This is a genomic window from Salipiger sp. PrR003, assembly GCF_010500785.1.
GTDB lineage: Bacteria > Pseudomonadota > Alphaproteobacteria > Rhodobacterales > Rhodobacteraceae > Salipiger > Salipiger pacificus_A.
Genome location: NZ_JAAGOV010000024.1, coordinates 1 through 25082, shown reverse-complemented (window position 1 = coordinate 25082; position 25082 = coordinate 1). Strand labels below are relative to the sequence as shown.

Sequence of the window (25082 nt, the reverse complement as noted above, 5' to 3'; positions counted from 1 at the left end):
TTGTTCGGGTTTTGTTATCTGTCTCCCGATCCGGCCTATGTGGGCCTCGACGGGAAGATTTTGCAATCACGTTTGCAGAAGTTTCGCGGCAATGGAACGGGCGATATCGCGTCAGTGCCACGCGGGTGGGCAATTGCCGGTGGCGCCGCGGAGGCGCCATGACCCAGCCGGGCGACGGGTGGGCCGCGCGCCGACCACCCAGAGAAACAGCCGGAGGGGAAACGACCGGGGTGCCCACAGCCGGGGTGCTGCGCGCGGCGCCGAGCCCGACGTATCCCGCCTTGTTGCGGAAATGCGACAAGTAACTGAGTATTTTTATCTGGTATATTGTCGCCTGGGGGCGATGATGGTTTTCCTCCGCGGGCCAGCTTCCGCCAGCGACCCTCAGAACATCGTGAAACTTCAGCGCAGAGAGGATCGCTCATGGCATCCGCACGTGCACGGCTTGCCTCTGGCACAGCCGTATTTCTCCTGTCCGCCGCCCCGCTGACCCCGGCACTGGCGCAGGACCTTACACTTGGCGACGACAGCGGCTACGAGCTCGGGACCATCGTTTTGACCGCCGAGGAGCAGATCAAGCAGGCGCTCGGCACCTCGACCATCACCGCCGCGGACATCGAGAAGCAGCCCGTGGTCAACGACGTGGCCGAGATCATCCGCAAGATGCCGGGGGTCAACCTTAGCGGCACCTCGCCCTCGGGTCAGCGCGGCAACCAGCGCCAGGTCGACATCCGCGGCATGGGTCCGGAGAACGTGCTGATCCTGATCGACGGCAAGCCGGTGCTGTCGCGCACCTCGGTGAAGATGGGCCGCTCGGGCGAGCGCGACACCCGCGGTGACACCAACTGGGTGCCCGCCGAGATGGTCGATCGCATCGAGGTCATTCGCGGCCCGGCGGCGGCCCGCTATGGCTCGGGTGCCGCGGGCGGGGTGGTGAACATCATCACCAAGGCCCCGGAAGAAGACTTGCTGCAGCTCGGCACCTTCTTCGACGCGCCCGACAGCAGCCTCGAGGGCGCGACCCAGCGCTACAACCTGCTGTGGGCCAGGAAGCTGAACAACGACTTCTCGCTGCGCTTCTCGGGCAGCTACAACAAGACCGATGCCGATGATCCCGAGCTCAATGCCGAAACCGTCGAGGGCGAGACCTGCACCGACCGGAGCGGCGCAGAGACCGAATGCGGCTACGACGCGGGCAGCGAGGGCGTGGTCAACAAGGATGCCTCGTTGCTGCTGCGCTGGACGCCGAGCGACCGCAACAGCTTCGACTTCGATCTCGGCTGGTCGCGGCAGGGGAACATCTACGCCGGCGACAAGCTGCTCGGTGGCGGCTTGACCGACAGCGGCGGCACGGTTGTCGATGACCTTGCCGAGGACGGCGACGAAACCAACGTCATGGAGCGCTACACCGCCGCCATCACCCACAACGGCAGCTACGGCTGGGGCGAAACGCGCAGCTACCTGCAATACGAGCACACCGACAACACCCGTCTGACCGAGGGGCCGGCCGGCGGGTCCGAGGGCATGATCAATGCAACCGACGAATGGGATACGGCGCTGCTCGATGCCATCGCGGCCAAGTCCGAGACCTACATCGACCGCAGCTTCCTCGGCCGCCCCTCGGCGCTGACGCTCGGCGCCGAAGCGCGCTACGAGCGGCTCGATCTCGGCGACTACAGCTCATTCGCGTCGATCACCAGCGATGACGGTGGCATCAATTCCTCCAGCGGCGACGAGATCACCGAGCAACTGACCCTCGGTCTCTATCTCGAGGACAACATCGAGTGGACCGACCGGCTGACGCTGACCCCCTCGGTGCGTGTCGACTGGGCGGACAGCTTTGGCTACAACTGGTCGGGCGGGCTGAATGCCTCCTACGCGGTGAACTCGGAATGGACGGTCAAGGGCGGCGTGGCGCGGGCCTTCAAGGCGCCGACGCTCTACCAGCTGTCCGACACCTACGTCTACACGACGCGCGGCAATGGCTGCCCTTATCCCTACGTCGGCGACGGCCCCTGCTACGTTCTGGGCAACGACGACCTGGACCCCGAGACCTCGATCAACTCCGAAATCGGGATCGCCTATGCCGGCCTCAATGGTGTCAACGCGACGCTGACCTATTTCCACAACGACTACCGCGACAAGATCCAGGCGGGCACCGAGCAGGCCGGCACCACCCAGGTCAGTGGCAACGCGGCGCGGCTCTACCAATGGGAAAACGTTCCCCAGTCGACGGTCGAGGGTCTTGAGGGCAGCTTCGCGATGCCTCTCGGCGAGCGGGTCTCGCTGGCGGTGAACGGAACCTACATGATCGAGTCGAGCCAGAAGCTGAAGATCAAGGGCGGCACCAATTCGGATGGCGAGACCTATGACGGCGTCGAGGTCGACGTGCCGCTGTCGCTGGTGCCCGAGTACACGATCAACGCCGCGGTGACCTGGAACGTAAACGACAGGTTCAGCCTTATCCCCTCGCTCACCCACTATGGTCCGATCGAGGCGACGGAATACAGCGCCGCGACCGGCTACGCCCAGGGTGACGACGAGGACCGCGATCCCTACACGCTGGTCAATCTCGGCATGACCTATCAGTTCGACAACGGCTTCGATCTCAAGGCCGGGGTGACCAACCTTTTCGACACCGAGATCCTGCGCTCGGGAGACGGTGCGAACACCTACAACGAGCCCGGACGAGCCTATTACTTCGGTCTGACCAAGACCTTCTGATCTCCGAAGTAGTTCCTCAAAAAAACTAAGATCTGCCCGCATCTTGCGGGCAGATCTTTATGTTGTCGCGGTAGGCCAGAGGCGGCAGGCACGAAAAGCCGCGGGCAGCAGACCCGCCCGCGGACTGAGATAGGTCAGGCTGGGATCAGAAATCCCAGTCTTCGTCCTCGGTGGCGACAGCCTTGCCGATGACGTAGCTCGATCCCGAGCCCGAGAAGAAGTCGTGGTTCTCGCTGTCGGGGCTCAGCGCGGCCATGATGGCCGGGTTCACCTCGGCGGCTTCGGGTGGGAAAAGCGCTTCGAAGCCAAGGTTCTGCAGCGCCTTGTTCGCGTTATAGTGGAGGAAGGCCTTCACCTCCTCGCTCAAACCGATCCCGTCGTAGAGCTCTTCGGTGTAGCGCGCCTCGATCTCGTAGAGTTCGAACAGCAGCGAGAAGGCGTAATCCTTCAACTCGGCCTTGCGCTCGGCGGTCTCGCGCTCCAGCGCGCGCTGGAACTTGTAGCCGATGTAATAGCCGTGCACCGCCTCGTCGCGAATGATCAGGCGGATGAGGTCGGCGGTGTTGGTCAGCTTGGCGCGGCTCGACCAGTACATCGGCAGGTAGAAGCCCGAGTAGAACAGGAAGCTCTCGAGGAAGACCGAGGCGATCTTGCGCTTCAGCGGATCGGCACCGGCGGCATAGGTTTCCAGCACGGCGCGGGCCTTGGCCTGCAGGTGCGGGTTCTCGTCGGACCAGCGGAAGGCCTCGTCGACCTCGCGGGTCGAGCAGAGCGTCGAGAAGATCGAGCTGTAGCTGCGCGCGTGCACCGCTTCCATGAAGGCGATGTTGGTCAGCACAGACTCCTCGTGTGGGGTCTGCGCATCGGGCATCATCGCCGGTGCGCCGACCGAGTTCTGGATGGTGTCGAGCAGCGTCAGCCCGGTGAAGACGCGGATGGTCAGCTGCTTCTCGGCATCGGTCAGCGTCGCCCAGCTCTGCACATCGTTCGACAGCGGCACCTTTTCGGGCAGCCAGAAGTTCACCGTGAGACGGTTCCAGACCTCGAGGTCCTTCTCGTCCTGCAGCCGGTTCCAGTTGATCGCCCGCGGCACGGCGGGGGAAGTGACGGTGTCCTTCATCGGATCATCCCTTGTTCGGGCGCAGCGGCCCTCATCCCATCCGGAGCGCGCGCCCGCGCCCCGTTAATCTTTCCTCAAATACTCCGGGGCTGCGGGGGCGCTGCCCCCGTCTCATCCCCTCAGAGCGTGCAGGAGACGCAGCCCTGCACTTCGGTGCCCTCGAGCGCGGTCTGGCGCAGGCGCACGTAGTAGATCGTCTTGATGCCCTTCTTCCACGCGTAGATCTGCGCGCGGTTGATGTCCCGCGTGGTGGCCTCGGCGGGGAAGAACAGCGTCAGCGACAGGCCCTGGTCGACGTGCTCGGTGGCCGCCGCATAGGTGTCGATGAGCTTTTCCGGGCCGATCTCGTAGGCGTCGCGGTAATACTCGAGGTTCTCGTTGTTCATGAAGGCGGCCGGGTAGTAGACGCGGCCGATCTTGCCTTCCTTGCGGATCTCGATCTTCGAGACGATCGGGTGGATCGAGGAGGTCGAGTTGTTGATGTAGCTGATCGAGCCTGTCGGCGGCACCGCCTGCAGGTTCCGGTTGTAGAGCCCGTGCTCCATCACGTCGGCCTTCAGCGCGTCCCAATCCGAACGCGTGGGCAGGGTGATGCCGTCGAAGAGCTTGCTGACGGTTTCGCTCTCGGGCAGCCAGTCGCGGGTGACGTATTTCTCGAAAAAGCTGCCGTCGGCATATTTCGACTTCTCGAAGCCCTTGAAGGTCATGCCTTTTTCCCGCGCCATGGCACAGGAGGCGCGCAGCGCGTGATAGGCCACGGCGGCGAAATAGACCGAGGTGAACTCGACGCCCTCGTCGGAGCCGTAATGGACGTGCTCGCGGGCCAGGTAGCCATGCAGGTTCATCTGGCCGAGACCGATCGCGCGGCTTTCGTCGTTGCCGCGGCGGATCGAAGGCACGCTGTCGATCGCCGACATTTCCGACACGGCGGTGAGCGCGCGGATCGCGGTCTCGATCGAGGCGCCGAAGTCCGGGCCGTCCATGGTCTTGGCGATGTTCAACGAGCCGAGGTTGCACGAGATGTCGGTGCCCAGCTTCGAGTAGCTCAGGTCGTCGTTGAACTCCGACGCCTCGGCCACCTGCAGGATCTCCGAGCAGAGGTTCGACATGGTGATGCGCCCGTCGACCGGGTTGGCTTCGTTCACCGTGTCCTCGAACATGATGTAGGGATAGCCGCTCTCGAACTGGATCTCGGCCAGCGTCTGGAAGAAGGCGCGGGCGTTGATCTTGGTCTTGCGGATGCGCTTGTCCTCGACCATCTCCTCGTATTTCTCGGTGACCGAGATTTCGGAGAAGGGCACGCCGTAGACCTTCTGCACGTCATGCGGCGAGAAGAGATACATCGGCTCGTTACGCTTGGCGAGCTCGAAGGTCACGTCGGGGATCACCACGCCAAGGCTGAGGGTCTTGATACGGATCTTCTCGTCGGCGTTCTCGCGCTTGGTGTCGAGGAACTTGAGGATGTCGGGGTGGTGCGCGTTTAGATAGACCGCGCCCGCGCCCTGACGCGCACCCAGCTGGTTGGCATAGGAGAAGCTGTCTTCGAGCAGCTTCATCACCGGGATGACGCCAGAGGACTGGTTCTCGATGCCCTTGATCGGCGCGCCGGCCTCGCGGATGTTGGTCAGCATCAGGGCGACGCCGCCGCCGCGCTTGGACAGCTGCAGCGACGAGTTGATCGCCCGGCCGATGCTTTCCATGTTGTCTTCGATGCGCAGCAGGAAGCAGGAGATCAGCTCGCCCCGACTCTTCTTGCCGGCGTTGAGGAAGGTCGGCGTGGCGGGCTGGAAGCGGCCCGAGAGGATCTCTTCCATGAACGACATCGCCAGCGCCTCGTCGCCGCGTGCCAACGCCAGGGCCACCATGACGACGCGGTCCTCGTAGCGCTCGAGGAAGCGTTTCCCGTCACGCGTCTTCAGCGTGTAGGAGGTGTAATACTTGAACGCGCCGAGAAAGGTCGGGAAGCGGAACTTCTTGGCAAAGGCCGCGTCCCAGATCTTCTGCAGGAAGGCGGGCGGGTATTGCTCGAGCACCTCCGCCTCGTAATAGCCTTCCTCGACGAGGTAGCCGAGCTTTTCCGTCAGCGAGTGGAAGAACACGGTGTTCTGGTTCACGTGCTGAAGGAAATACTGCCGCGCCGCCATCCGGTCGGCCTCGAAGCGGATATTGCCGTCCGCATCGTAGAGGTTCAGCATGGCGTTGAGCGCGTGGTAGTCCAGCGTCTCGTTCAGGCGGTCAAGCATGGGGTCCCCCAGAAAGCGTCGAGCCCGTCGTTGACGCGGGCGAAATCCTTGGTCGTTCCCGCCAGCTCAAACGAGTAGAGCAGGGGGACATTGCATTTTTGCGCGATGACGCGGCCGGCGAGCGCGAAGGTCTCGCCGAAGTTGCGATTGCCGCTGGCGATCACGCCGCGCAGCAGCGCGCGGCGGGACGGGTCGTTGAGAAAGCGGATCACCTGCTTCGGCACCGCGCCGCGACCTTCGCCGTCGGCATAGGTCGGGCAGATCAGCACAAAGGGATCGCGCGGATCGGGCGTCAGTTCCTTGGGCGACACCGGGATGCGCAGCGCCGCCCGGCCGAGGCTGGCGACGAAGCGCGCGGTGTTGCCGCTGGCAGAGGAGAAGAAGACGAGCCCCGACATGGTCGATCCCTTGTTGCCGATCCCGCCGCGATCAGCTCGCGAGGCGGGCGATCAGGTCCGGACGGAAGCCCGACCAGTGGTCTTCGCCAAAGGTCACGACGGGGGCCTGGCGGTAGCCGAGCTCGGTGACCAGCGACATGGCCGCGTCGTCCTCGGTGAGGTCGATCACGTTGTAGTCCAGCCCCTTGGCATCGAGCGCGCGGGTGGTGGCAGTGCACTGCACGCAGGCGGGTTTCGAATAGACGGTGATCATGCTCTTGCGTCCTCAGCTGCGAAGGCGGGGACGCGTCACCGCGCAGGCCTTGTGCCTGACGCGGTCCTCGCACGCCCCGAACCCTCCGTTCGTGGTCATTCTGTCAGGCCTTCGGCAGGTCTCCTGGCTTGGCGGGTCGTGGGTCCGGCCGCGCCTTCCCGGGATGTCCCAGTGGCTCATTGGGCCTTCACTCGCCGCTTACAGTTGCGGGGGCAGCACCGGTGTTACACCGGTTTCCCTCTTAGCGCCGCGCCGGGCCGTCGCCCGACTCGATGAACCGAAAAGCAACTATATCTAGAACAGGATGCAGGTCATGCGTCAATATCCTGTTGTGCGAGCCCGACTTCAAAAAAATTCTGCAGCCTCTGTGTGCAGCAAGTCGGCCACGGTGGACACCCTTGGAGCGGGCGTTTGCAAGGGGTTGCGCGGGCCATGCATTCTCGACAACTCGGCCCTGCAGGAATGTGCGTTGCCCGGGCCAGGGAGGGCCCCTAAATGTGCCCCTGTCGACGCGGCAACGCGTTCAAGGATTTTTTCGGGGTGTTTCTCCTCCTCCCTCAGCCCCGGAAATCGGCGGCGGCCCTTCTCCTCCTCCCTTGGGGCCGCCGCATCCTCCCTTCCTCCACAAGCTTCCTGATAGGCGCGCGCCGCCAAGCGATCTGGCTTTCGCCCGCCCGCGCGCATATGCAGACATCACGCACCGTCAGTTCAGCCCTGCAGGAGGTCCGCATGTCCCATATCGTTCTCGTCGCCACCGGTGGCACAATTGCCTCCTATGCCAAGACCGAGGGCGGGGCCGTCACCGCCGGGCTGAGCGGCGACAGGCTGCTCGAAAGCCTGCACGCACCACTGCCTGGGATCACCGTCGAGGTCGACAACATCGAGGCCGCGGGCAGCAACGCGCTGACGCTCGAGACGATTTACAAGCTCTGCCGCCACATCGACGCGCGACTGGCCGAGCCCGGGGTCGATGGCGTCGTCGTCACCCATGGTACCGATACCATGGAGGAGAGCGCCTTTCTCGCGCGGCTGCTGGTCAGGTCCGATAAGCCAGTGGTCTTCACCGGCGCACAGCGCCACGCGGGCCAACCCGATACCGACGGGCCACGCAACATGCACGACGCGCTGCTCTGCGCGGCGGCGCCCGATCTGACCGGCGTGGGCGCGGTCATCGTCTTCGAGGGCGAGATCCATGGCGCGCGCTACGTCAGCAAGGTGCACAGCTCGCGCGTGGACACCTTCCGCTCGAACGGCCATGGCAAGCTGGGCGAGATCGACGAGGGCGAGGTGCATCTCTACACGCGCCCGGCGCGCCCGCGCGAGGTGATCGACGCGCCGTCGCTGGACCCGAACGTCGAGCTTATCGCGCTCGGGCTCGGCAGCACGCCGCGCTACCTCGAATGGTGTGCCTCGAACGGCGTCTCGGGCGTGGTGATCGAGGCCTTCGGGCGCGGCAATGCCCCCAAGGGCTTTGCCGAGGTCTGCCGCAAGCTCGTCGCGGCGGGCATCCCGGTGATCCTTGCCACCCGCTGTCCCGAGGGGCGGACCCGGGCCATCTACGGCGCCGACAGCGGCGGCGTGACGATGGTCGAGGCAGGGGCGATCCTGTCCGGTGATCTCAGCGCCGCCAAGGCTCGCCTGCTGCTCGCCGCGCTGCTGCCGCTGCTGCCCGAGCGGGCAGGGCGGATGGAGGCTATCGCCGAGGCACTCGCGAAGGTCTGAGCCTCGGCCTCACGGGACGGCGGCTCCGCCGCGACGTCCGTGCCCGCCGAAACTGGCGCTGCGGTTTTTCGGAGCAGGGAGACTGCTGCCCCGGCCCTGGGGGACCGGGATGAATTTGTGAGATTTCAGAATCCTCTTTCGGAGCGCGACGGACCGCCGCAGGCGCAAGGTCAGCGGCTACGAATCACCTGACCCAGCCGCGCCCTCTGGTTAGACTGCCGATGCAGGAGGGACCTCGGCGGCGGCACCGGCTGGACCAACGGCCCGCGTTTTCGCCCGCTGCCCTGCCTTGTCCCGCGCAAGGATGCTCATCCTATGGGAGAACTGACATGGACGGAAACGACGTCGATACCGGGGGAAAATGCCCGGTGATGCACGGCGGTCTGACCGAGAGCGGAACCTCGGTCACCAGCTGGTGGCCCAAGAGCCTGAACCTCGACATTCTGAGCCAGCACGATTTCAAGACCAACCCGATGGGGCCGGACTTCGATTACCGTGAAGAGCTGAAATCGCTCGACGTGGAGGCGCTGAAGGACGACCTGCGCGCCCTTATGAAGGACAGCCAGGAGTGGTGGCCCGCCGACTGGGGCTCCTACGTCGGCATGTTCGCCCGCGTCGCCTGGCACGCCGCAGGCTCCTACCGCCTCGCCGACGGTCGCGGCGGGGCCGGCACCGGCAACCAGCGCTTCGCGCCGCTGAACAGCTGGCCCGACAACGTCAACACCGACAAGGGCCGCCGCCTGCTGTGGCCGATCAAGAAGAAATACGGCAACAAGATTTCCTGGGCCGACCTGATGATCCTCTCGGGCACGATTGCCTATGAGGTCGCGGGCCTGAAGACCTTCGGATTCGCCTTTGGCCGCGAAGACATCTGGCACCCGGAAAAGGACGTCTACTGGGGCGCCGAGAAGGAATGGCTCGCGCCGTCCGATGGCCGCTACGGCGACCTGGCCGATCCGGCGACCATGGAGAACCCGCTCGCCGCGGTGCAAATGGGCCTGATATACGTGAACCCCGAGGGGGTGAACGGCCAGCCCGACCCGCAGAAGACCGCCGAGCAGGTCCGTGAGACCTTCAAGCGCATGGCGATGGATGACGAGGAAACCGCGGCGCTCACCGCCGGCGGCCACACCATCGGCAAGTGCCACGGCAACGGCCTTGCGGAAAACCTCAGTCCCGACCCCGAGGGCGCCGGCCCGGAGTACCAGGGCATCGGCTGGATGAACACCAAGGGCCGTGGCATCGGCCGCGACACGATGGTGTCGGGCATCGAGGGCGCCTGGACGTCCAACCCTACGCAATGGGACATGGGCTGGTTCGACATGCTCTTCGGTCACGAGTGGGAGCTGAAGAAATCCCCCGCCGGGGCCTGGCAGTGGATGCCGGTGGACATCAAGCCAGAGGACATGCCCGCCGACGTCGAGGATCCCTCGATCAAGTGCATGCCGATCATGACCGATGCCGACATGGCGATGAAGGTCGACCCGATCTACAATGCGATCTGCCAGAAGTTCATGGCCGATCCGGAGTATTTCGCTGACACCTTCGCCCGCGCCTGGTTCAAGCTGACCCACCGCGATCTCGGGCCGAAAGCGCGCTACATCGGCCCCGACGTGCCAGCCGAGGATCTCATCTGGCAAGACCCGATCCCCGCAGGTGCCACAGGTTACGACGTGGCCGCGGTAAAGGCAAAGATCGCGGCTGCCGGGCTCACGGATGCCGAGATGATCTCTACCGCCTGGGACAGCGCCCGCACCTTCCGCGGCTCGGACATGCGCGGCGGTGCCAATGGCGCGCGCATCCGTCTTGCCCCGCAGAAGGACTGGGAGGGCAACGAGCCCGACCGCCTGGCCCGTGTGCTGTCGGCGCTAGAGCCGATCGCCGCCGAGACCGGCGCCTCGATCGCCGACGTGATCGTGCTGGCAGGCAACCTCGGGGTCGAGCGGGCAGCCAAGTCCGCGGGCGTGGAGCTGGAATTGCCCTTCGCGCCGGGCCGCGGTGACGCCACCGACGAGATGACCGACGCAGGCAGCTTCGATCCGCTCGAGCCGCTGGCCGACGGCTTCCGCAACTGGCTCAAGCGGGACTACGCGGTCTCGGCCGAGGAGCTGATGCTAGACCGCGCACAGCTCATGGGGCTGACCGCCCCCGAGATGGTGGTGCTCTTCGGCGGCATGCGGGCCATGGGCACCAACCACGGCGGCACCAAGCACGGCGTCTTCACTGACCGAGAGGGCGCGCTGACCAATGACGTCTTCGTCAACCTCGTGGACATGGGCTACACTTGGGTGCCCGTGAGCGGCGGCCTTTACGAGATCCGCGATCGCAAGACCGGAGAGGTCAAATGGACCGCGACGCGGATGGACCTGGTGTTCGGCTCGAACTCGATCCTGCGCGCCTACGCCGAGGTCTATGCCCAGGATGACAACGCTGGCAAGTTCGTTGCCGACTTCGCCAAGGCCTGGACCAAGGTGATGAACGCAGACCGCTTCGACCTGAAGTGAGGCCGCGCGGAAGTTGAGGAAAGGCCCGCACGTGACAGATGTGCGGGCCTTTTTTATACTGCTCAGATCAGAAAGCCGCCCTTGCTTCCTGGGAGACGTACCCCGGAGAGGGCCGCAGGCCGGGGTCAGAGCCGTTTTTTTAAAGATGGCGGAGCCCGCGCATCGCCGTGGTAGGTGTCAGCCCTGACCCGCCCGTGCCTTGAGCCGGTGCAGAACCTCCTCGCCGACGGTTTCGCCCTCGAAGCGATGCCAGCGCTCCAGCAGCGGCTGGCCCGAGTTGCGGCAATGGTGCGCCATGGCGGCGCGCGCCGCCCCGGCATCCCGCGCGACCAGGGCGTCGACGATGGCGACATGCTCGTCGCGGGAGAAGCGCGCGATGTCCTCGGCGTTCTGGCGGTTGTTGAGGCGCGTCCATTCCGGGTAGCGCTGGCGGGCGTGCCAGAAATCCTCGACCATCGTGACAAAAAGCGAATTGCCGGTGGAGCGCGCGATGACGAGGTGGAACTCGCGGTCATGGGCCTCGATCCGGTCGAAGGGCAGGCGGGTGTCGCACATGCCCTCGATGCAGCGGGTCAGCTGCGCGATTTGCCCGGGGGTCACGGTGCTGGCGGCGATGGCGGCGATCTCGGGCTCGATGACGAAGCGCGCCTCGACCAGTTCGAAGAACCCGGGCAGGCCCGGTGTCTCGGGGTGCGTCTCATCCTGCGCCATGGGCAGCGGGTCGGCCACGAAGGCGCCGGCGCCGTAGCGGGTGACGACATAGCCCATCAGTTCGAGCGCGATCATCGCCTCGCGCACCGTCGTCCGGCTGACCCCGAGTTGGGCAACCAGATCCTTGTCCGCGGGCATCTTGGTGCCGGAGGCGAAGTCGCCGGCGCGAATGCGCGCGGCGATCTCCTCGGCCACCAGCCGATATCGCGGGGTCTGGACGATCGGGGTCAGCATGGCGGGTCTCGATCTTGGCCTCAGGCGGGGGCTTTGGCTTTTGGAAGGTCATCTTCCATGTAGTAGCGCACGTTCTCCTCGAATCTCGCATCCGCTTCAAGCCCCAGCGCGAGCGCCTTGTCGAAACGGTAATCGTAGCGCCAGCCGCGCACGATGTCGGCGATCTCGGGTTGCTCCTCCCATTTGATCAGCTTCGCCGGCTCCGGCCCGGCCACGGCGGTGAGCGCATCGATCATCTGGCGGATGGACAGGCGCTGGCCGGGCATGGTCATGCAGCGCTGCATCCCCAGGTCCTCGGCGTCGAGCTCGGCGCCCTTGATGAGGTTTTCGACGCACCGCTTTGGCGAGAGGTAGAAATGCTCCTGCCCCTCGTCCACCGGACAGATCGCCGGCTCGCCGTTCAGCGGCTCGCGGATGATCGATGACATGAAGGAGGAGGCCGCGCGGTTCGGCTTGCCCGGGCGCACCGAGATGGTCGGCAGGCGGAAGCCCCGGCCGTCGACGTAGCCCTTGCGCGAATAGTCGTTGAGAAGCAGCTCGCCGATCGCCTTCTGCATGCCGTAGGAGGTCTGCGGGTTGGGGATGGTGTGATCGGTGATCGGGTCGGGCACCTCGCCGCCGAAGACCGCCAGCGAGGAGGTGAAGACCACCACCGGGCAGGTGCCGAGCGCGCGGCAGCGTTCCAGCACGTTAAGCGTGCCGTCGAGGTTGACCTTCATGCCGGCCTCGAAATCGGCCTCGGCGTGGGACGAGACGACGGCGGCGAAGTGGAAGATCACGTCGGTGTCGTCGTCGATGAGCGCGTCGATCGAGGCGCGGTCGGTGATGTCGCAGGCGCGGGTCTCGACGGGGAAGGGGGCCTCGACGGGCTCGGGCGCGGCGATGTCGGCCAGCGTCAGCTTGTCGATGGGCGCGTCGCGCAGGTTGCCGCGGGTGGCGAGGCTTTGGGCGACCTTGCGGCCGATGAAGCCGCCGCCGCCGATGATCAGAACGTTCATCCCGTGTGTCTTTCCGTATCTCTGGGGTGGGAGCGGGCGGCGCCGTGGGGCCGCCCGCCTGGGGGTGCCGTTGCCGGCTCAGTTCGCGCTGTCTTGGCCGAGGCCGATGCGCTTGAGGAAGGTCTTGTGGCTTTCCACCATCGCCTTGGCTTCCGGGGTTTTCTCGGCCCAGACATCCCAACGGCTGATCGCGGCCTCGCGGAAGGCGGCGCGGTCCTCGGCGGACCAGTCGTAGATCGTCACGCCCTTCTCGGGCAGCTCGGTCAGCGCCTCGCCGTTCTGCACGATGGTGCGCATCATCAGGTTCATGGCGAGCGTGTCCATCGCCGCCTTGAGGATTTCCTGCTGCGCCGGCTCAAGTCCGTCCCAGACGGTCTTGTTGCAGGCAAGGTGATCCGAGCTCATCGAGTGGAAGCCGGGGAAGGTGGTGTGCTTGGCGATGTCATAGATGCCGAGACCGACGTTGTTGGCCAGCGTCGAGGCGTCGGCGCCGTCGATAATGCCGGTTTCCAGCGCGGTGAAGATCTCGGTGAAGTCCATCACGACCGGGGTCGCGCCCAGCTCGGCGAAGATCTCCGATTCCATCCCGGGCGGTGAGCGGAACTTCCAGCCCTTCAGATCCTCGATCCCGGCGATGGGCGCGGTCGAGTTCATCGACTCCTGCCCGCCCAGATAGGCGCCAACGAATTCCATGCCGTTGGCATTGTAGAGCTCGTTGATTGCCTCGCGGCCGCCACCCTGCGAGATCCAGCTCAGGTACTGCAGGGGCGTGTCGTAGCCCCCCATCGTGTCGGCGACGAACTGGAACGCCGGGTTGAGGCCGGTCTGGTAGCTGGCGTTGGTCATGTCGCAATCGAGGATGCCCGTGGCGGCGGCGCCGAAGGTTTCGGCCGAAGCGACGACGGCGGAGCTGTAGAACATCTCGATATCGAGCGAGCCGCCCGACATGGTCTCGACCTGATCGACGAAGTCGCGCACGAGCTGGCCCGAGACCGATTCCGGCGACTGATGGGTCTGGATGCGCAGCGTGGTCTGAGCGTTCGCGGCACCGGCGAGCAGCGTCGCGCCAGCCAGAACGGCGACAAGTTTCTTGGACATGAGGTTCCTCCCTGTAAATCGTCCTCCGACTCCATCGGTAGCAAGACAATCGCCAGATTGCCAGACAATCCGACAATGCGCGCACTGACTTTGCGGAGACATGCCGGTCGCACCCGTCGTTCACAGGCTCGTAGGGGCGGTCCAGAATACTTGACTGTAACAGTCAACCATCCTAGGCAGGTGCGAACTGCGTGCCCTGCCGCAGAGCCACGGAACCCGCGGGTCCGAGCCAGCCCATCGACATTTCACGCGGCAAGCCCGCGTCTTCAAAGGAGGACTTCCATGTCCCTTGTCACGGCACTTCGTTCCGGCGTCTGCGGGATCGCGCTTTCCACCCTGATCGCCGGCGCCGCGCTCTGTGATCCCTTCGCCGGGCTCGCCAAGGGCTTCGACGGCAAGATGATCGCCGACGGTCTCAACCGCGCCCCGATCACCGCGGGCAGCACCGCAGAGGTGCGCGGAAAGGGCTTCCTGCCAGGCCAGAGCGTCACCTTGCGTCAAAACGGCGCGGTGCTGAACGCGCAGGCCCCGGTGATCGCCGACGGCGAGGGCGCGTTCCGCACCGAGGTCAGCATCCCCGAGGGCGCTGAGCCGGGCCTCTACCCGGTGGTCGCCGAGATCGCCGATCCGGCCTATGCGATGACTTTCGATCTCAAGGTCTCTCCGGTGCTGCCCGACAGCGGCGCGCTAGAGTTCACCTCGCAGAAGCTGGCACCGGGTCTCTACCAGGTCGCCGCGGGGAATGATGCGCTTTACGTCACCTCGGCCGTCGGCCGCCCGCCGGTGACTGAGAGCAAGCTGATGAAGCTCGACCCGCAAACACTGGAAATCCTTGCCGAAGCCACGCCGCAGGACGCACCCGACGGCCCGGACGGGCGCGACGGCGGGGTCTTCGCGGTCTACGGCGTGGGTGTCGATGCGCAGGGGCAGGTCTGGGTGACCAACACGCGGCAGAACACCGTAGCCGTCTACGCGGGAGAGGACCTGTCGCTGGTCAAGCAGTTCGAGGCCGGCGCGGTGCCGCATCCCCGCGATGCTCTGGCGCATGACGGCAAGGTCTATGTCACCGCGACCTTCGAGCCGACGATCCACGTCTTTGATGCGGCAACGCTGGAGGAACTGGCGCCCATCGAACTGAGCTCGGGCAAGCGCGGCGCCGATTTCGCCACGGCGAGCATGCATATCGACGCGGCGAGTGGCACGCTCTACGTGGTCAGCCTCGAAACCGACGAGGTCGCCGTGGTCGATCTTGCGTCGGGCGAAGAGACCTCGGTCTACCCGCTGCCGCTGTCGAAGCGCACCATCGGGGTCGCATATGATGCCAAGTCCCACCGCATCTTCACCGCCGGGGTGAACACCGACAACGTGTTGATCGTCGATGCCGCCACTGGCGAGACGCTGCACGACGTGCCGGTGGGCGCGGGGCCGCTGAACATCGCCTTCGACACGGTGAACGATCTGGCGTGGGTTGCGGTGCGCGGCTCGGATTCGCTGGTCGCCGTTTCGCCCGACGGCGAGGTCGTGGCGAAGGCGCAAATCGGCAGCTTCCCCAACCACCTGATCGCCGCGGCGGACGGCGGTGTCTTCGTGGTCAACAAGAGCAGGGGTCAAGAGGATGCCACCGGCGATCACATCAGCCGCGTGACGCTGAAGCCCTGAGGGCAGGGCCCTTGCAAGTAGGGAACCGGCAGCGCTTCGGCGCTGCCGTCTTTCGTCTGGCCGGGCGGCTCAGCCCGTCCGCACCCGCCGTGCCCAAAGGTGGGTAAAGAGCATGATGACCAGCCAGCCCACCAGCAGCAGCGGTTGCCCCGCAAAGGCCAGCGGCAGCACTGCGAGCCCGTAGAAGATCGGAATCAGGTCCGAGCTCGACCAGCCGTCACGCAGCAGGTCCGGCAGCAACCCCGCCGCGCTGCCGAAGAGACCGGCCACCAGCGTCGCAAGCACCGAGCCGATGAACCCAAGGATGAAGCCGCCGAGGCCGCTGCGTCCGAACATCCCGGCAAGAAGCCAGCCCGAGAGCGCGCCGCCGAGCGCCATTGCCAGCAGGTAGCGGAGCATCAGCCCCTTGGGCAGGTCGGCCCAGGTGACACCCCCCGTGGCGACCGCATCCTCTGCCATGAAGGCGGCGATCAGCAGCACCCCGATCAGGGCCATCATCAGGGTCGTCACGTATCTGGGTGATCGTTGGCGCCGTGCCATGGCAAAATCCTCACCTTGTCAAAAGTCGTGGTCGAATATCTTGGTCGAATGCCCTTGAGCGCCGGTCTGCGCTGCACCGCGGAGCGCGCGGCGATGAATCCGCCGTGAGCCTAGCACAGCGAAACCCGTCCGTCGCCCCCGCCGATCACCCTCATCGCATTGGCAGGTCTTGGCAAATCTGCGCCTACGCCGCGCCCGCCCGGCTTGCCCGGTCCGGGGGCTTGCGCCATCATGCCGACGACCCTTGCCCCCCCTTTGCGAAGGCGAGGCGGCAGCCGCAGGGGCCGTGTCAGGCAATGCGGCAGAGCCCGGAAGGAGACGCGACATGCGCATTTTTCGACCCCTGGTCCGCCAGGTCCTCAGACCCGCGGGGATGATTGCCCTGCTCGCCAGCCTCGGAGGGATGCCCGCCATGGCCGAAACCGTCGATCTGCCCGTCGTGGTGCGCCTTGCCGAGGGAGCAAGCCTGCCACACGAGGCGTTGCTCGAGGTGGAACTGCTCGACGTCTCCCGCGCCGACGCACCGGCCACTGTGCTTTCGGCGCACCGCTACCGCATCGACATGCTGCCGGCGATCGTCAAGCTGCCCTACGATGAGGCGCAGATAGACACCCGGATGAGCTACGTGGTCGCCGGCAAGGTCCGCGAGGGCGACACCGTGCTGCTGCGCACCACCACCGCCTTTCCGGCGATCACCCGCGACGCGCCGGCGCGTCCCGAGATCGTGCTTGAGCAGATGGCTGCGGCGCCGGTCGCCGACATGCCCCGCATCACCGGCATCGCATGGGCCGCCTTCGAGATCGGCGGCCGCATGCTGGTGACCGAGGATCCGCCCAGCATGGCCTTCAACGACGATGGCGCCTTTTCCATGTACGGGGGCTGCAACCGCTTCACGGGTCGGGCCGAGATCGGCGACGGCACGCTCAGCATCCTGCAACCGCTCGCGGGAACGCGCCGGGCCTGCCCCGAGCCGCGCATGAAGCTCGATCAGGACATGGTCGCGGCGCTCGAGCAGACCACCGGCTACGTGCGCAACGGCAAGAACCTGAGCCTCACCAATGCGGCGGGTGTCACGGTCCTGCGCCTGACCGAACGCCCGGAGTAGGGCGCACGGCGCGCTACGTCCATCTTCCAAAGGCCCGTCCGCGGGAAAAAAAACCGGGGCTCCGTTGCGTCAATTTCGCTGCGGGGCCTCAAAGCTTCGCAGGGGCTTCCTATATCAGCAGGACCGGTCGATCCGCGCTGACTTCTCCCGACCTATCTGTCCGGGAGGCGCCGATCCGCCCCGAGGAGGCCGAAGACAGACCTGCATGGAAAAACTCACCCTGACCGAGCGCCCGACGTGGCGCGAGAAGGCCGAGGAGCTCGGCTTCACCTTTGCCGACATGCATGGCGAGCCCTATTGGGACGAAACCTCGGCCTATCGCTTCACCCTGCGCGAGATCGAGGATGACCTCGAGGACCCGGCGACCGAACTGCACGAGATGTGCCGCACGGCGGTGGCAGAGATCGTCCAGAGCGAGGACCTGATGACCCGGCTCGGCGTTCCGCACGCCCATTGGGACCTCGTGGCCGAAAGCTGGCAGCGCGGCGATCCCGAGATCTACGGACGCTTCGATTTTGCCTATGACGGGCAGGGTCCCGCGAAACTGCTCGAATACAACGCCGACACGCCCACGTCGCTTTACGAGAGCGCCTCGTTCCAGTGGCTCTGGCTCGAAGACCAGATCGCGGCCGGCGTGCTGCGCGAGGGCGACGACCAGTTCAACGGCATCCACGAGGCGCTGGTCGAGCGCTTCCGCGCGTTGTTCGCCCCCGGCACGGACCTCCACTTTGCCGCCGCCGCCGACAGCCCCGAGGATTACGGCACGGTCGAGACAATGGCCTGGGCCGCGCGCGAGGCTGATCTCGGCGCGCATTACAGCGATTTGGAAAAGCTCGGCATCAGCACCGACGGGCAGTTCATCGATTCCGAGGACCGGGTAATCGGCACGCTCTTCAAGCTCTACCCCTGGGAAGATCTGCTGCGCGACGATTACGCCGACCACCTGCGCACCGCGGGTTGCCTGATGCTCGAGCCTGCCTGGAAGGCGGTCCTGTCGAACAAGGGCCTGCTGCCGGTGCTCTGGCGGATGTTCGAGGGCCACCCGAACCTGCTGCCGGCGTTTTTCGAGGACGAGGTGGCCGAAGCGCTGGCCGGGCGCGAGTCCGGCCCCGAAGCGTTTCAACGCGCATCGGATGTCTTTGCGCAAGGCCATGTCAGCAAGCCCATCTTCTCGCGCGAAGGCGCCTCGGTGCGTATCTTCCAGCAGGGAAAGCTGCTGGAATCCGCGCCCGATGCGGGCTACGAGGAACATCCGCGCGTGGTGCAGGCCTATCAGCCACTGCCGATCTTCGAGGGCTTCCGGCCGGTGGTCGGCGCCTGGATGGTCGGCGCGAGCTGCGCCGGGATCGGCATGCGCGAGGATCGCGCCCGGATCACGCAGGACCTGTCGCGGTTCAAGCCGCATTTCATCCGCGACTGACGCGCGGTCAGAGGGAGACCAAGATGCGTAAACGTTCCAGAACCGTCGCGCTGGCGATTGTCGGCGCCGCGTCCTTCACCCTCGCGGGCTGCCGCGAAGAGCAGGTCGACGCGCAGGCCTTTCCCGACCTCGAGAGTTGCCGCAGCGCCGCGCTCACCGGCGGCTTGTTTTCGGCGCAGGACTGCGACGCCGCCTTTTCCGAGGCCGAGACGCTGCACGTGGAATCCGCACCGCGCTACGACAGCCTGCAGGTCTGCGAGGAACAGCACGGCGAAGGCGCCTGCGGCAGCGAGGCGCAGCAGGTGCAGGGCGGCTCGGGTGGCATCTTCATGCCGCTGCTGGCGGGTTATCTGATCGGCAACATGCTGGGCGGGCGCTCGGGGATGGCCGCGGCGCAACCGCTCTACCGCACGCCCGACGGACGCTTCACCAATGCCACCGGCGCCAGCACCTACTCGAGCAACTCCGGTCGCGCCAAGCTCGGCACCAGCATGTTCTCGAAACCGCCGGCGACGGTCGGCAAGCCGCCGATGTCCCGCGCCACCGTGGCCTCGCGTGGCGGTTTCGGCCGGACCGGGGCAGCCCGCGGCACCTTCGGCGGCTGAGGACCGACCGAGGCAGAAATCCACCCCACGCACAACCCCACGCTGAGAGACCTACGCCGGGCGCACAGCGCCGTCCGCATTTAGGATTAGGTAACTTCCCCAAGGTTATGCTAAGGGTAACTTTCTGCCCCCACGTTGGTTTCCGTGACATTTCCGCTCGGGCAGGGAGATGGCTGTAGGGTTTCTTTGTGTCATTCATGCTGCTGGGCACCGTTTCTGGAACGTGCCTGGAGAGGGAGGAGCATGAACCAGAAGAAGAACGAGACTGACACGGAACGGGCCGTCGCCTCGGGGGGCGGTTTCGTGATTGCAGCGCTTTCGGGAAGCATCGGCGTGCTCGCCGGTCTCGTGCTCTGGGGCGCAGGAGCGCACCCGTTGATCGTGCTCGGGGCCTATCTGATGGCACCCGCCGCGATGATCCTCGCACTTTTCCTGCTGTCTCTGCACCGATCCAGCGCAAGGCACCCGCGCTCGGAAACCGAGCCGATGCCGGTGACCCCTGGACAGGAACGCCGCCAAACCTGACCACGCGCGTCCGAAGTGACGTGCAAATGCCTTGCCGTGTGCCAGGAAAACGGATCCGGCCGCACTTGCGGTCGCGTGACGCATTGTTCTTCGGATGAACGCGCAGGCGCCAACTCCCAGCGTGTCCCTCGGTCCAGAACGCTTTGAACCATTATTAAACAATTATTACCATAATGCTCATTATGCGATCTGTTTAAGTGGCGGGGGTGGTTTCACAACCGAAGTGCAAATTCTGTATCAAAACAGAAGTTTGCATGGAGGATGTGGGATGCGTCGGTGTTGCCTTCAGCTGAGTTTCGAGGATCGGATCAAGATTGCCACGTGGCGTTCTCTGCAAGTGGCGCTATTTGATCGTCCAGACCCCACGCCCGAGTTCCAGATGAGTCCAGTCCCCCCAGAGGATCCGCACCTTCCGCCGCGCAGCCGGCTCCGGTTCGCCTGGCTGGCGCTTGGCGGACTCGCGCTCTGCGCCGGCGTCATCGGGATCGTTCTTCCGCTTCTGCCGACGACGCCCTTCGTGATCCTCGCGGCCTTTGCCTTTTCCAAGAGCTCGCCGCGGCTGCATCGCTTTCTCGCCGAGCATCCGCGCTTCGGCCCGATGATCGCGGACTGGAGCGCGCATGGCGCCATTGCGCCGCGCTATAAAGCCTTGGCGGTGAGCATGATGCTGGCGGCGCTGGCGCTCAGCCTCTGGCTCGCGGTCCCGCAGCGCGTTCTGCTTCTCCAGCTGATCTGCATGGGCGGCGCCGCGTTCTTCGTGCTCAGCCGGCCAAACGGCCCGCGGTGACACCGCGTCGCGCCACACGCGACGTCCGGTCCGGCGAGGTCACATTTTTCAATTGAACGACGTTCAATTGATGGGCTATGGCGGAAACACCCCAGCTTCGGACCCATATCCATGTGCGACACGGCCCCGCATATCCTGCGCTCGACCATCCGCCCGCGGTGCGAGTCGGCAACGGCTGCGCTGTGAACGGCGTTGCCGACAGCGGAACCCCCGCACCCGCCAAGGCGCCCCGCGGGCGCGCCGCCGCGATCGGCCTGACCCGTGCGCAAATTGTCGAGGCCGCGATCGCGCAGATCGACGCGCGCGGGCTTTCGGCCTTCTCGCTGCGCGAACTGGCGCGCGGGCTCGGCGTCTCTCCGGCGGTGATCTATTGGCATGTCGGCGGCGCCAAGGAAGACCTCTTTGCCGCCATCGCGGCGACGATCACCGGCGGTCTCGTCGCTGCGCAGGACCCTGGCGCGCCCTGGACCGAACGGCTCAGGCAGGTCTTTCACGCCTATCGTGCCGCAGTCCACCGGCACCCGAATATCTCTCCGCTGCTCGGGGCACAGATGATGTCCAACGGCGATTCCAGCCTCGAGTGGATCGAGACCGTGCTCCGGGCGCTGGCCGACGGCGGATTTCATGGCTCGGACCTGCGCGAGGCCTTCAACGCGCTGATCGGCGGGCTCTGCGGTTTCGTGACCATGGAGCTGGCGCCCGGCCCGGCATCGGAGGACGATGCCTGGGAACGGCGGGTCGCCGAGCGCCTGGCCGCGGTCGATGCCGAGGCCTATCCGCTGACCCATGCCGCGCTGCCCCAACTCGCCAACCGGATCTTCGTGCTGCGTTGGCAGAACGGCGCGCAGGTCTGCTATGACCAGAGCTTTTCCGCGCTGCTTGAATTGTTGATCGACGGGCTCGCCCGCCGCGCATCCCGACCTGCAGACCCCGCACTTTCGGAGCCCTCGCATGGCTGAAATCCTCGTCCTCGGAGCCGGCATGGTCGGCGTCTCCACCGCGCTCGCGCTACAGGCCCGTGGCCACGCGGTGAGCCTTGTCGACCGCGGTGCGCCCGGCCGCGAGACCTCCTTCGGCAATGCTGGGATCATCCAGGCGGAGGCCGCGGAACCCTACGGGCTGCCGCGCGACCTCGGCACGCTTTGGTCCTTTGCCACCGGGCGCAGCAACGACGTGACATGGTCGCTGCGGGGCGTCACGCAGATGGCCCCGGCGCTCTGGTCATACTTCCTCAACTCCGCGCCGCGCCGCCACGCCGGGATTTCCCGCATCTATGCCCAACTCACGGCCCGCGCCACCCAGGACCACGCGCCGCTGATCGAGGCCGCAGGCGCAGGCAACATGGTTTCGCGCGAGGGCATGGTGCAGCTCTACCGAAACCGCGCTGCCTTCGAGGCGGATGCCGCCGATGCCGAGCGGCTCCAGCGCGACTACGGCGTCCGGCACAGGGCGCTGGCGGGCGCCGACTATCGCCGCGAGGACCCTGCCCTGCGCGCCGATCCCGCCGGGGTGATTCACTGGCCCGACAGCTGGAGCTGCAACGCGCCCGGCTGCCTGGTGCATGCCTATGCCAAGCTCTTTGCCAGCCGCGGCGGGCGGTTGCTTGAGGGCGACGCCTCCAGCCTTGTTCAATCTGGCGGCGGCTGGCGCGTGACCACGGTCGCCGAACGGGCCGAAGCCGAACACGCGGTGGTGGCGCTCGGCCCGTGGTCGCCCGCGCTGCTGCGCCGCTTCGGCTATCGCATCCCGATGATCTACAAGCGCGGCTATCACGGACATTACACAACCGCACGCCCGCCGCTGCGGCCCATCGTCGACATGGACAACGGGGTGGTTGCGGGTCAGATGCAGGCCGGGCTGCGCATCGCCACCGGTGCCGCGCTGGTTTCCCGCACCGCGCCCGCCGACCTGCGGCAGCTCGACCGCGGCCGCGCCGCGCTGTCCGACATGCTCGAGATCGGTGACCGCATCGCCGAGCCGCAATGGACCGGCACCCGTCCGTGCCTTCCGGGCATGCTGCCGCTGGCCGGCGCCGCGCCGCGCCACAAGGGGCTTTGGTTCCATTTCGGCCATGGCCACCAAGGCTTCACTCTCGGCCCGACCACCGCGAACCTGCTTGCCGCCGCGCTGGAGGGCGAGGAAAGCGATCTCTCCCGCGCCCTTGCGCCGGGCCGCAGGCTCTGACCGCCCTGCCCCGTCTCGCCTCCCATAAGACGACGCCCCGCTGGAGACCAACGCCATGAAGCTCAAATCCCCCATCTCGCTCTATGATGCGCAAGGCATCGCCTTCGGCATCCTCATGGCCAGCCTCAGCGTGGTATTCCTCAAGGCTGCCGGGTTGATCACCGGCCAGACCGCCGGGGCCTCGGTGCTGCTCTCCTACGTGATGCCGCTCGATTTCGGGGTGATCTTCCTGCTGGTGAGCCTGCCGTTTTTCTGGCTTTCGTGGAAACGCCGGGGCAAGGCCTTCACCCTGCGCACCATCGCCGCGGTCGTCGGCATCTCTGCCACCACACCGCTCTTGCAGGCTTGGGTTTCCTTCGATCAACTGCCGCCGCTCGTCGCTGCGATCCTTGCGGGGGCGAGCGCGGGCGCCGGGCTGATCGCGCTCTTTCGCCACAATGCCTCTGCCGGCGGGCTGGGCGTTCTGGCGCTGATCGTCGAGGAAAAGACCGGCTTCAAGACCGGTTGGTTCCAGATGAGCTTCGACGCCATGATCTTCCTGGTTTCGTGCGTCGTGCTGCCGCTTGAGCTGGTGCTCTATTCCTTCGTTGGTGCGGCAGTACTGAACGCAGTGATCGCCTGGAACTTCCGGATCCAGCAGACTGGCAACACGCCCGCCGGGGCGGCCGAAGCCGCTTAACTCTGATCCACGTCGGGCGCGTCATCCGCCTGGGCGACTTCGTTCTTCACCTGTCCCCAGGTGACAAGAGTGAAGATCGCAGTACCGCCCACCACGTTGCCCGCCAGAACCGGCAGGAAAAAGTCGAAGACCGCGCTGCCGATGCCGAGCGCGCCCTGCCACACCAACAGGCCCGCCTCGACCGATCCGGCGATCACATGGGCAAAGCCGGCGACTGCCAACAGCCAGGTCATCGCCAGCACGATCACCAGCGACTCGCCGCGTGCGCCGGGCATCACCCAGACCAGCGCGGCGATCAGCACTCCGGCGGGCATCGCGCGCATGAAGTTGCCACCCGCCGAACCCTCCACCCCGTGGCGGGCCACTGCCAGAAGATTCTCGCTCAGCTCTGGCGGAAGCACCCCTGGCAGCAGCAGGAAGCCCGAGGCGATCACCGCCCCCAGCACGTTGGCCGAGAGCACGATCGCCCAGAGCCGGATCATCTTGCGCAGGCAGGTCGCCGAGCGCTGCGCCACCACGGGCATGACGGTGGTGATGGTGTTCTCGGTGAAGAGCTGCATCCGTCCGTAGATCACCACGATGAAGCCGAGCGAATACCCCAGGCTCTCGACAAGAACGGTCCAGCGGGCCTCGGGCAGGTAGGTCAGAAGCACCGCCTGGGCGATCACCGAGAGGCTGATCAGGATCCCCGCCGCCAGCCCCGACCAGATCAGCGACACCGAGGGGCGGTTCAACTCCTCCTCGCCGTCGCGGCGGACGACCTCGTAAATCAGCCGGGCCGAGAGCCGCGACGCGCTGTCGACCGACCGCTCCTCGGCAGGGTGGTGGACCGTTTCGCTGCTGCTGAAGCTGGGGCTGGAGGGGCTGCCGAGGTTATTCATCCCATCGGAACCGTCCAGAGCCGCAGGAGTTCCCGAAAAAGCAACCGTCCTGCGCCCGTTCCTCTCATGCGCTATGTCGATATAGTTTTATCCTATCGAAAATTAAAATAAATACGATTTCTTTCTATCACTGTCGATCTCTAAACCAAGGGTGCGCGGTGTCTGATCACCCCACGGCCCCAAGGTCGATGGCGCAGAGGCCCCGCACCAATGGACCAAACGCAGCGAAGGCCGGAGCCAACGATGGACGGAAATGATGTGAAACCCTCGGGCGGATGCCCGGTGATGCACGGCGGTCAAACCTCGACCGCCACCTCGGTGACCAGCTGGTGGCCGAACGCGCTGAACCTCGACATCCTGCACCAGCACGATGGCAAGACGAAGCCCTTCGCCCCGGACTTCGACTACCGTGAAGAGCTGAAATCGCTCGACGTGGAGGCGCTTAAGGACGACCTGCGCGCCCTGATGAAGGACAGCCAGGAGTGGTGGCCCGCCGACTGGGGCTCCTACGTCGGCATGTTCGCCCGCGTCGCCTGGCACGCCGCTGGGTCTTACCGCCTCGCCGACGGCCGTGGCGGGGCTGGCACCGGAAACCAGCGCTTCGCGCCGCTGAACAGTTGGCCCGACAACGTCAACACCGACAAGGGCCGCCGCCTGCTGTGGCCGATCAAGAAGAAATACGGCAACAAGAT

Annotated in this window: 22 protein-coding genes and 1 riboswitch; of the genes, 13 read left to right on the top strand and 9 right to left on the bottom strand. The window is 65.8% G+C overall.

Annotated features, from left to right (window positions below):
- The first annotated feature begins 423 nt into the window (after window positions 1–423).
- Window positions 424–2724: a FepA family TonB-dependent siderophore receptor gene (locus tag G0D83_RS02225; RefSeq protein WP_164189116.1), complete on the top strand. Its 2301-nt coding sequence runs from the start codon at window positions 424–426 to the stop codon at window positions 2722–2724.
- Between the two features lie 145 nt (window positions 2725–2869).
- Here G0D83_RS02225 and nrdF read toward each other — a convergent pair whose 3' ends face one another.
- The 4 genes from nrdF to nrdH all read right to left on the bottom strand — a co-directional run bounded on the left by nrdF (window position 2870) and on the right by nrdH (window position 6738).
- Window positions 2870–3844, bottom strand: coding sequence for a class 1b ribonucleoside-diphosphate reductase subunit beta (gene nrdF / locus G0D83_RS02220; RefSeq protein WP_108969153.1), 975 nt, complete (start codon window positions 3842–3844; stop codon window positions 2870–2872).
- A gap of 119 nt (window positions 3845–3963) precedes the next feature.
- Complete coding sequence (gene nrdE / locus G0D83_RS02215) at window positions 3964–6087, bottom strand: class 1b ribonucleoside-diphosphate reductase subunit alpha (protein ID WP_164189114.1); 2124 nt, start codon at window positions 6085–6087, stop codon at window positions 3964–3966.
- Window positions 6072–6485 carry a class Ib ribonucleoside-diphosphate reductase assembly flavoprotein NrdI gene (gene nrdI / locus G0D83_RS02210; RefSeq protein WP_108969157.1) on the bottom strand — a complete coding sequence of 138 codons (414 nt, stop codon included), beginning with the start codon at window positions 6483–6485 and terminating at the stop codon, window positions 6072–6074. Before nrdI ends, nrdE begins: the two co-directional genes overlap by 16 nt.
- Before the next feature lie 31 nt (window positions 6486–6516).
- Window positions 6517–6738: a glutaredoxin-like protein NrdH gene (gene nrdH, locus G0D83_RS02205; protein WP_095881531.1), complete on the bottom strand. Its 222-nt coding sequence runs from the start codon at window positions 6736–6738 to the stop codon at window positions 6517–6519.
- A 95-nt stretch (window positions 6739–6833) separates the two neighbouring features.
- A riboswitch (cobalamin riboswitch) is annotated at window positions 6834–7035 on the bottom strand.
- A 432-nt stretch (window positions 7036–7467) separates the two neighbouring features.
- On the opposite strand from nrdH, the gene G0D83_RS02200 reads away from it, so the two are divergent.
- Both G0D83_RS02200 and katG read left to right on the top strand, forming a co-directional pair.
- A complete protein-coding gene (locus G0D83_RS02200) occupies window positions 7468–8460 on the top strand; it encodes an asparaginase (protein ID WP_164189112.1) in 993 nt (330 codons plus the stop codon).
- Between the two features lie 329 nt (window positions 8461–8789).
- Window positions 8790–10964: a catalase/peroxidase HPI gene (gene katG / locus G0D83_RS02195; protein ID WP_164189109.1), complete on the top strand. Its 2175-nt coding sequence runs from the start codon at window positions 8790–8792 to the stop codon at window positions 10962–10964.
- A 177-nt stretch (window positions 10965–11141) separates the two neighbouring features.
- Here katG and G0D83_RS02190 read toward each other — a convergent pair whose 3' ends face one another.
- The 3 genes from G0D83_RS02190 to G0D83_RS02180 all read right to left on the bottom strand — a co-directional run bounded on the left by G0D83_RS02190 (window position 11142) and on the right by G0D83_RS02180 (window position 14005).
- The gene (locus G0D83_RS02190) at window positions 11142–11909 is read right to left on the bottom strand and encodes a FadR/GntR family transcriptional regulator (RefSeq protein ID WP_108969162.1); all 768 of its coding nucleotides are present in this window, start codon (window positions 11907–11909) and stop codon (window positions 11142–11144) included.
- A 20-nt stretch (window positions 11910–11929) separates the two neighbouring features.
- Window positions 11930–12907, bottom strand: coding sequence for a D-erythronate dehydrogenase (gene denD / locus G0D83_RS02185; RefSeq protein ID WP_164189107.1), 978 nt, complete (start codon window positions 12905–12907; stop codon window positions 11930–11932).
- A 78-nt stretch (window positions 12908–12985) separates the two neighbouring features.
- Window positions 12986–14005, bottom strand: a complete 1020-nt coding sequence (locus tag G0D83_RS02180; RefSeq protein ID WP_164189105.1) for a TRAP transporter substrate-binding protein — start codon at window positions 14003–14005, stop codon at window positions 12986–12988.
- A gap of 282 nt (window positions 14006–14287) precedes the next feature.
- Between G0D83_RS02180 and G0D83_RS02175 the strand changes: the two genes are divergently transcribed.
- A complete protein-coding gene (locus G0D83_RS02175; RefSeq protein ID WP_203595151.1) occupies window positions 14288–15664 on the top strand; it encodes an ATP-binding protein in 1377 nt (458 codons plus the stop codon).
- 69 nt (window positions 15665–15733) lie between these two features.
- Here the strand turns inward: G0D83_RS02175 and G0D83_RS02170 are convergent, their stop codons facing one another.
- Window positions 15734–16204, bottom strand: a complete 471-nt coding sequence (locus tag G0D83_RS02170) for a hypothetical protein (RefSeq protein ID WP_164189103.1) — start codon at window positions 16202–16204, stop codon at window positions 15734–15736.
- Between the two features lie 325 nt (window positions 16205–16529).
- On the opposite strand from G0D83_RS02170, the gene G0D83_RS02165 reads away from it, so the two are divergent.
- From G0D83_RS02165 to G0D83_RS02130, 8 genes are all read left to right on the top strand, one after another.
- Window positions 16530–17309 (top strand): META domain-containing protein, encoded by a 780-nt coding sequence (locus G0D83_RS02165; RefSeq protein ID WP_203595150.1) that lies wholly within the window; start codon window positions 16530–16532, stop codon window positions 17307–17309.
- 205 nt (window positions 17310–17514) lie between these two features.
- Window positions 17515–18729, top strand: coding sequence for a glutathionylspermidine synthase family protein (locus G0D83_RS02160; protein ID WP_164189101.1), 1215 nt, complete (start codon window positions 17515–17517; stop codon window positions 18727–18729).
- A gap of 23 nt (window positions 18730–18752) precedes the next feature.
- On the top strand, window positions 18753–19334 hold the full coding sequence (locus G0D83_RS02155) for a DUF1190 domain-containing protein (protein WP_108969172.1): 582 nt from the start codon (window positions 18753–18755) through the stop codon (window positions 19332–19334).
- A 243-nt stretch (window positions 19335–19577) separates the two neighbouring features.
- The gene (locus G0D83_RS02150) at window positions 19578–19859 is read left to right on the top strand and encodes a hypothetical protein (protein WP_164189099.1); all 282 of its coding nucleotides are present in this window, start codon (window positions 19578–19580) and stop codon (window positions 19857–19859) included.
- Between the two features lie 379 nt (window positions 19860–20238).
- Entirely contained in the window at window positions 20239–20646 is a 408-nt protein-coding gene (locus tag G0D83_RS02145) for a YbaN family protein (protein WP_164189097.1), read from the top strand.
- A 77-nt stretch (window positions 20647–20723) separates the two neighbouring features.
- A complete protein-coding gene (locus G0D83_RS02140) occupies window positions 20724–21605 on the top strand; it encodes a TetR/AcrR family transcriptional regulator (protein ID WP_164189095.1) in 882 nt (293 codons plus the stop codon).
- A complete protein-coding gene (locus tag G0D83_RS02135; RefSeq protein ID WP_164189093.1) occupies window positions 21598–22830 on the top strand; it encodes an FAD-binding oxidoreductase in 1233 nt (410 codons plus the stop codon). The genes G0D83_RS02140 and G0D83_RS02135 overlap by 8 nt, the downstream gene beginning before the upstream one ends.
- Before the next feature lie 55 nt (window positions 22831–22885).
- Window positions 22886–23509: a YitT family protein gene (locus tag G0D83_RS02130; protein WP_164189091.1), complete on the top strand. Its 624-nt coding sequence runs from the start codon at window positions 22886–22888 to the stop codon at window positions 23507–23509.
- Here G0D83_RS02130 and G0D83_RS02125 read toward each other — a convergent pair.
- Window positions 23506–24390, bottom strand: a complete 885-nt coding sequence (locus tag G0D83_RS02125) for a formate/nitrite transporter family protein (RefSeq protein ID WP_164189089.1) — start codon at window positions 24388–24390, stop codon at window positions 23506–23508. The two genes, G0D83_RS02130 and G0D83_RS02125, sit on opposite strands and share 4 nt — an antisense overlap.
- Before the next feature lie 243 nt (window positions 24391–24633).
- Between G0D83_RS02125 and G0D83_RS02120 the strand changes: the two genes are divergently transcribed.
- The coding region (locus G0D83_RS02120) for a peroxidase family protein (protein WP_304610662.1) at window positions 24634–25082 on the top strand (449 nt) is incomplete at its 3' end.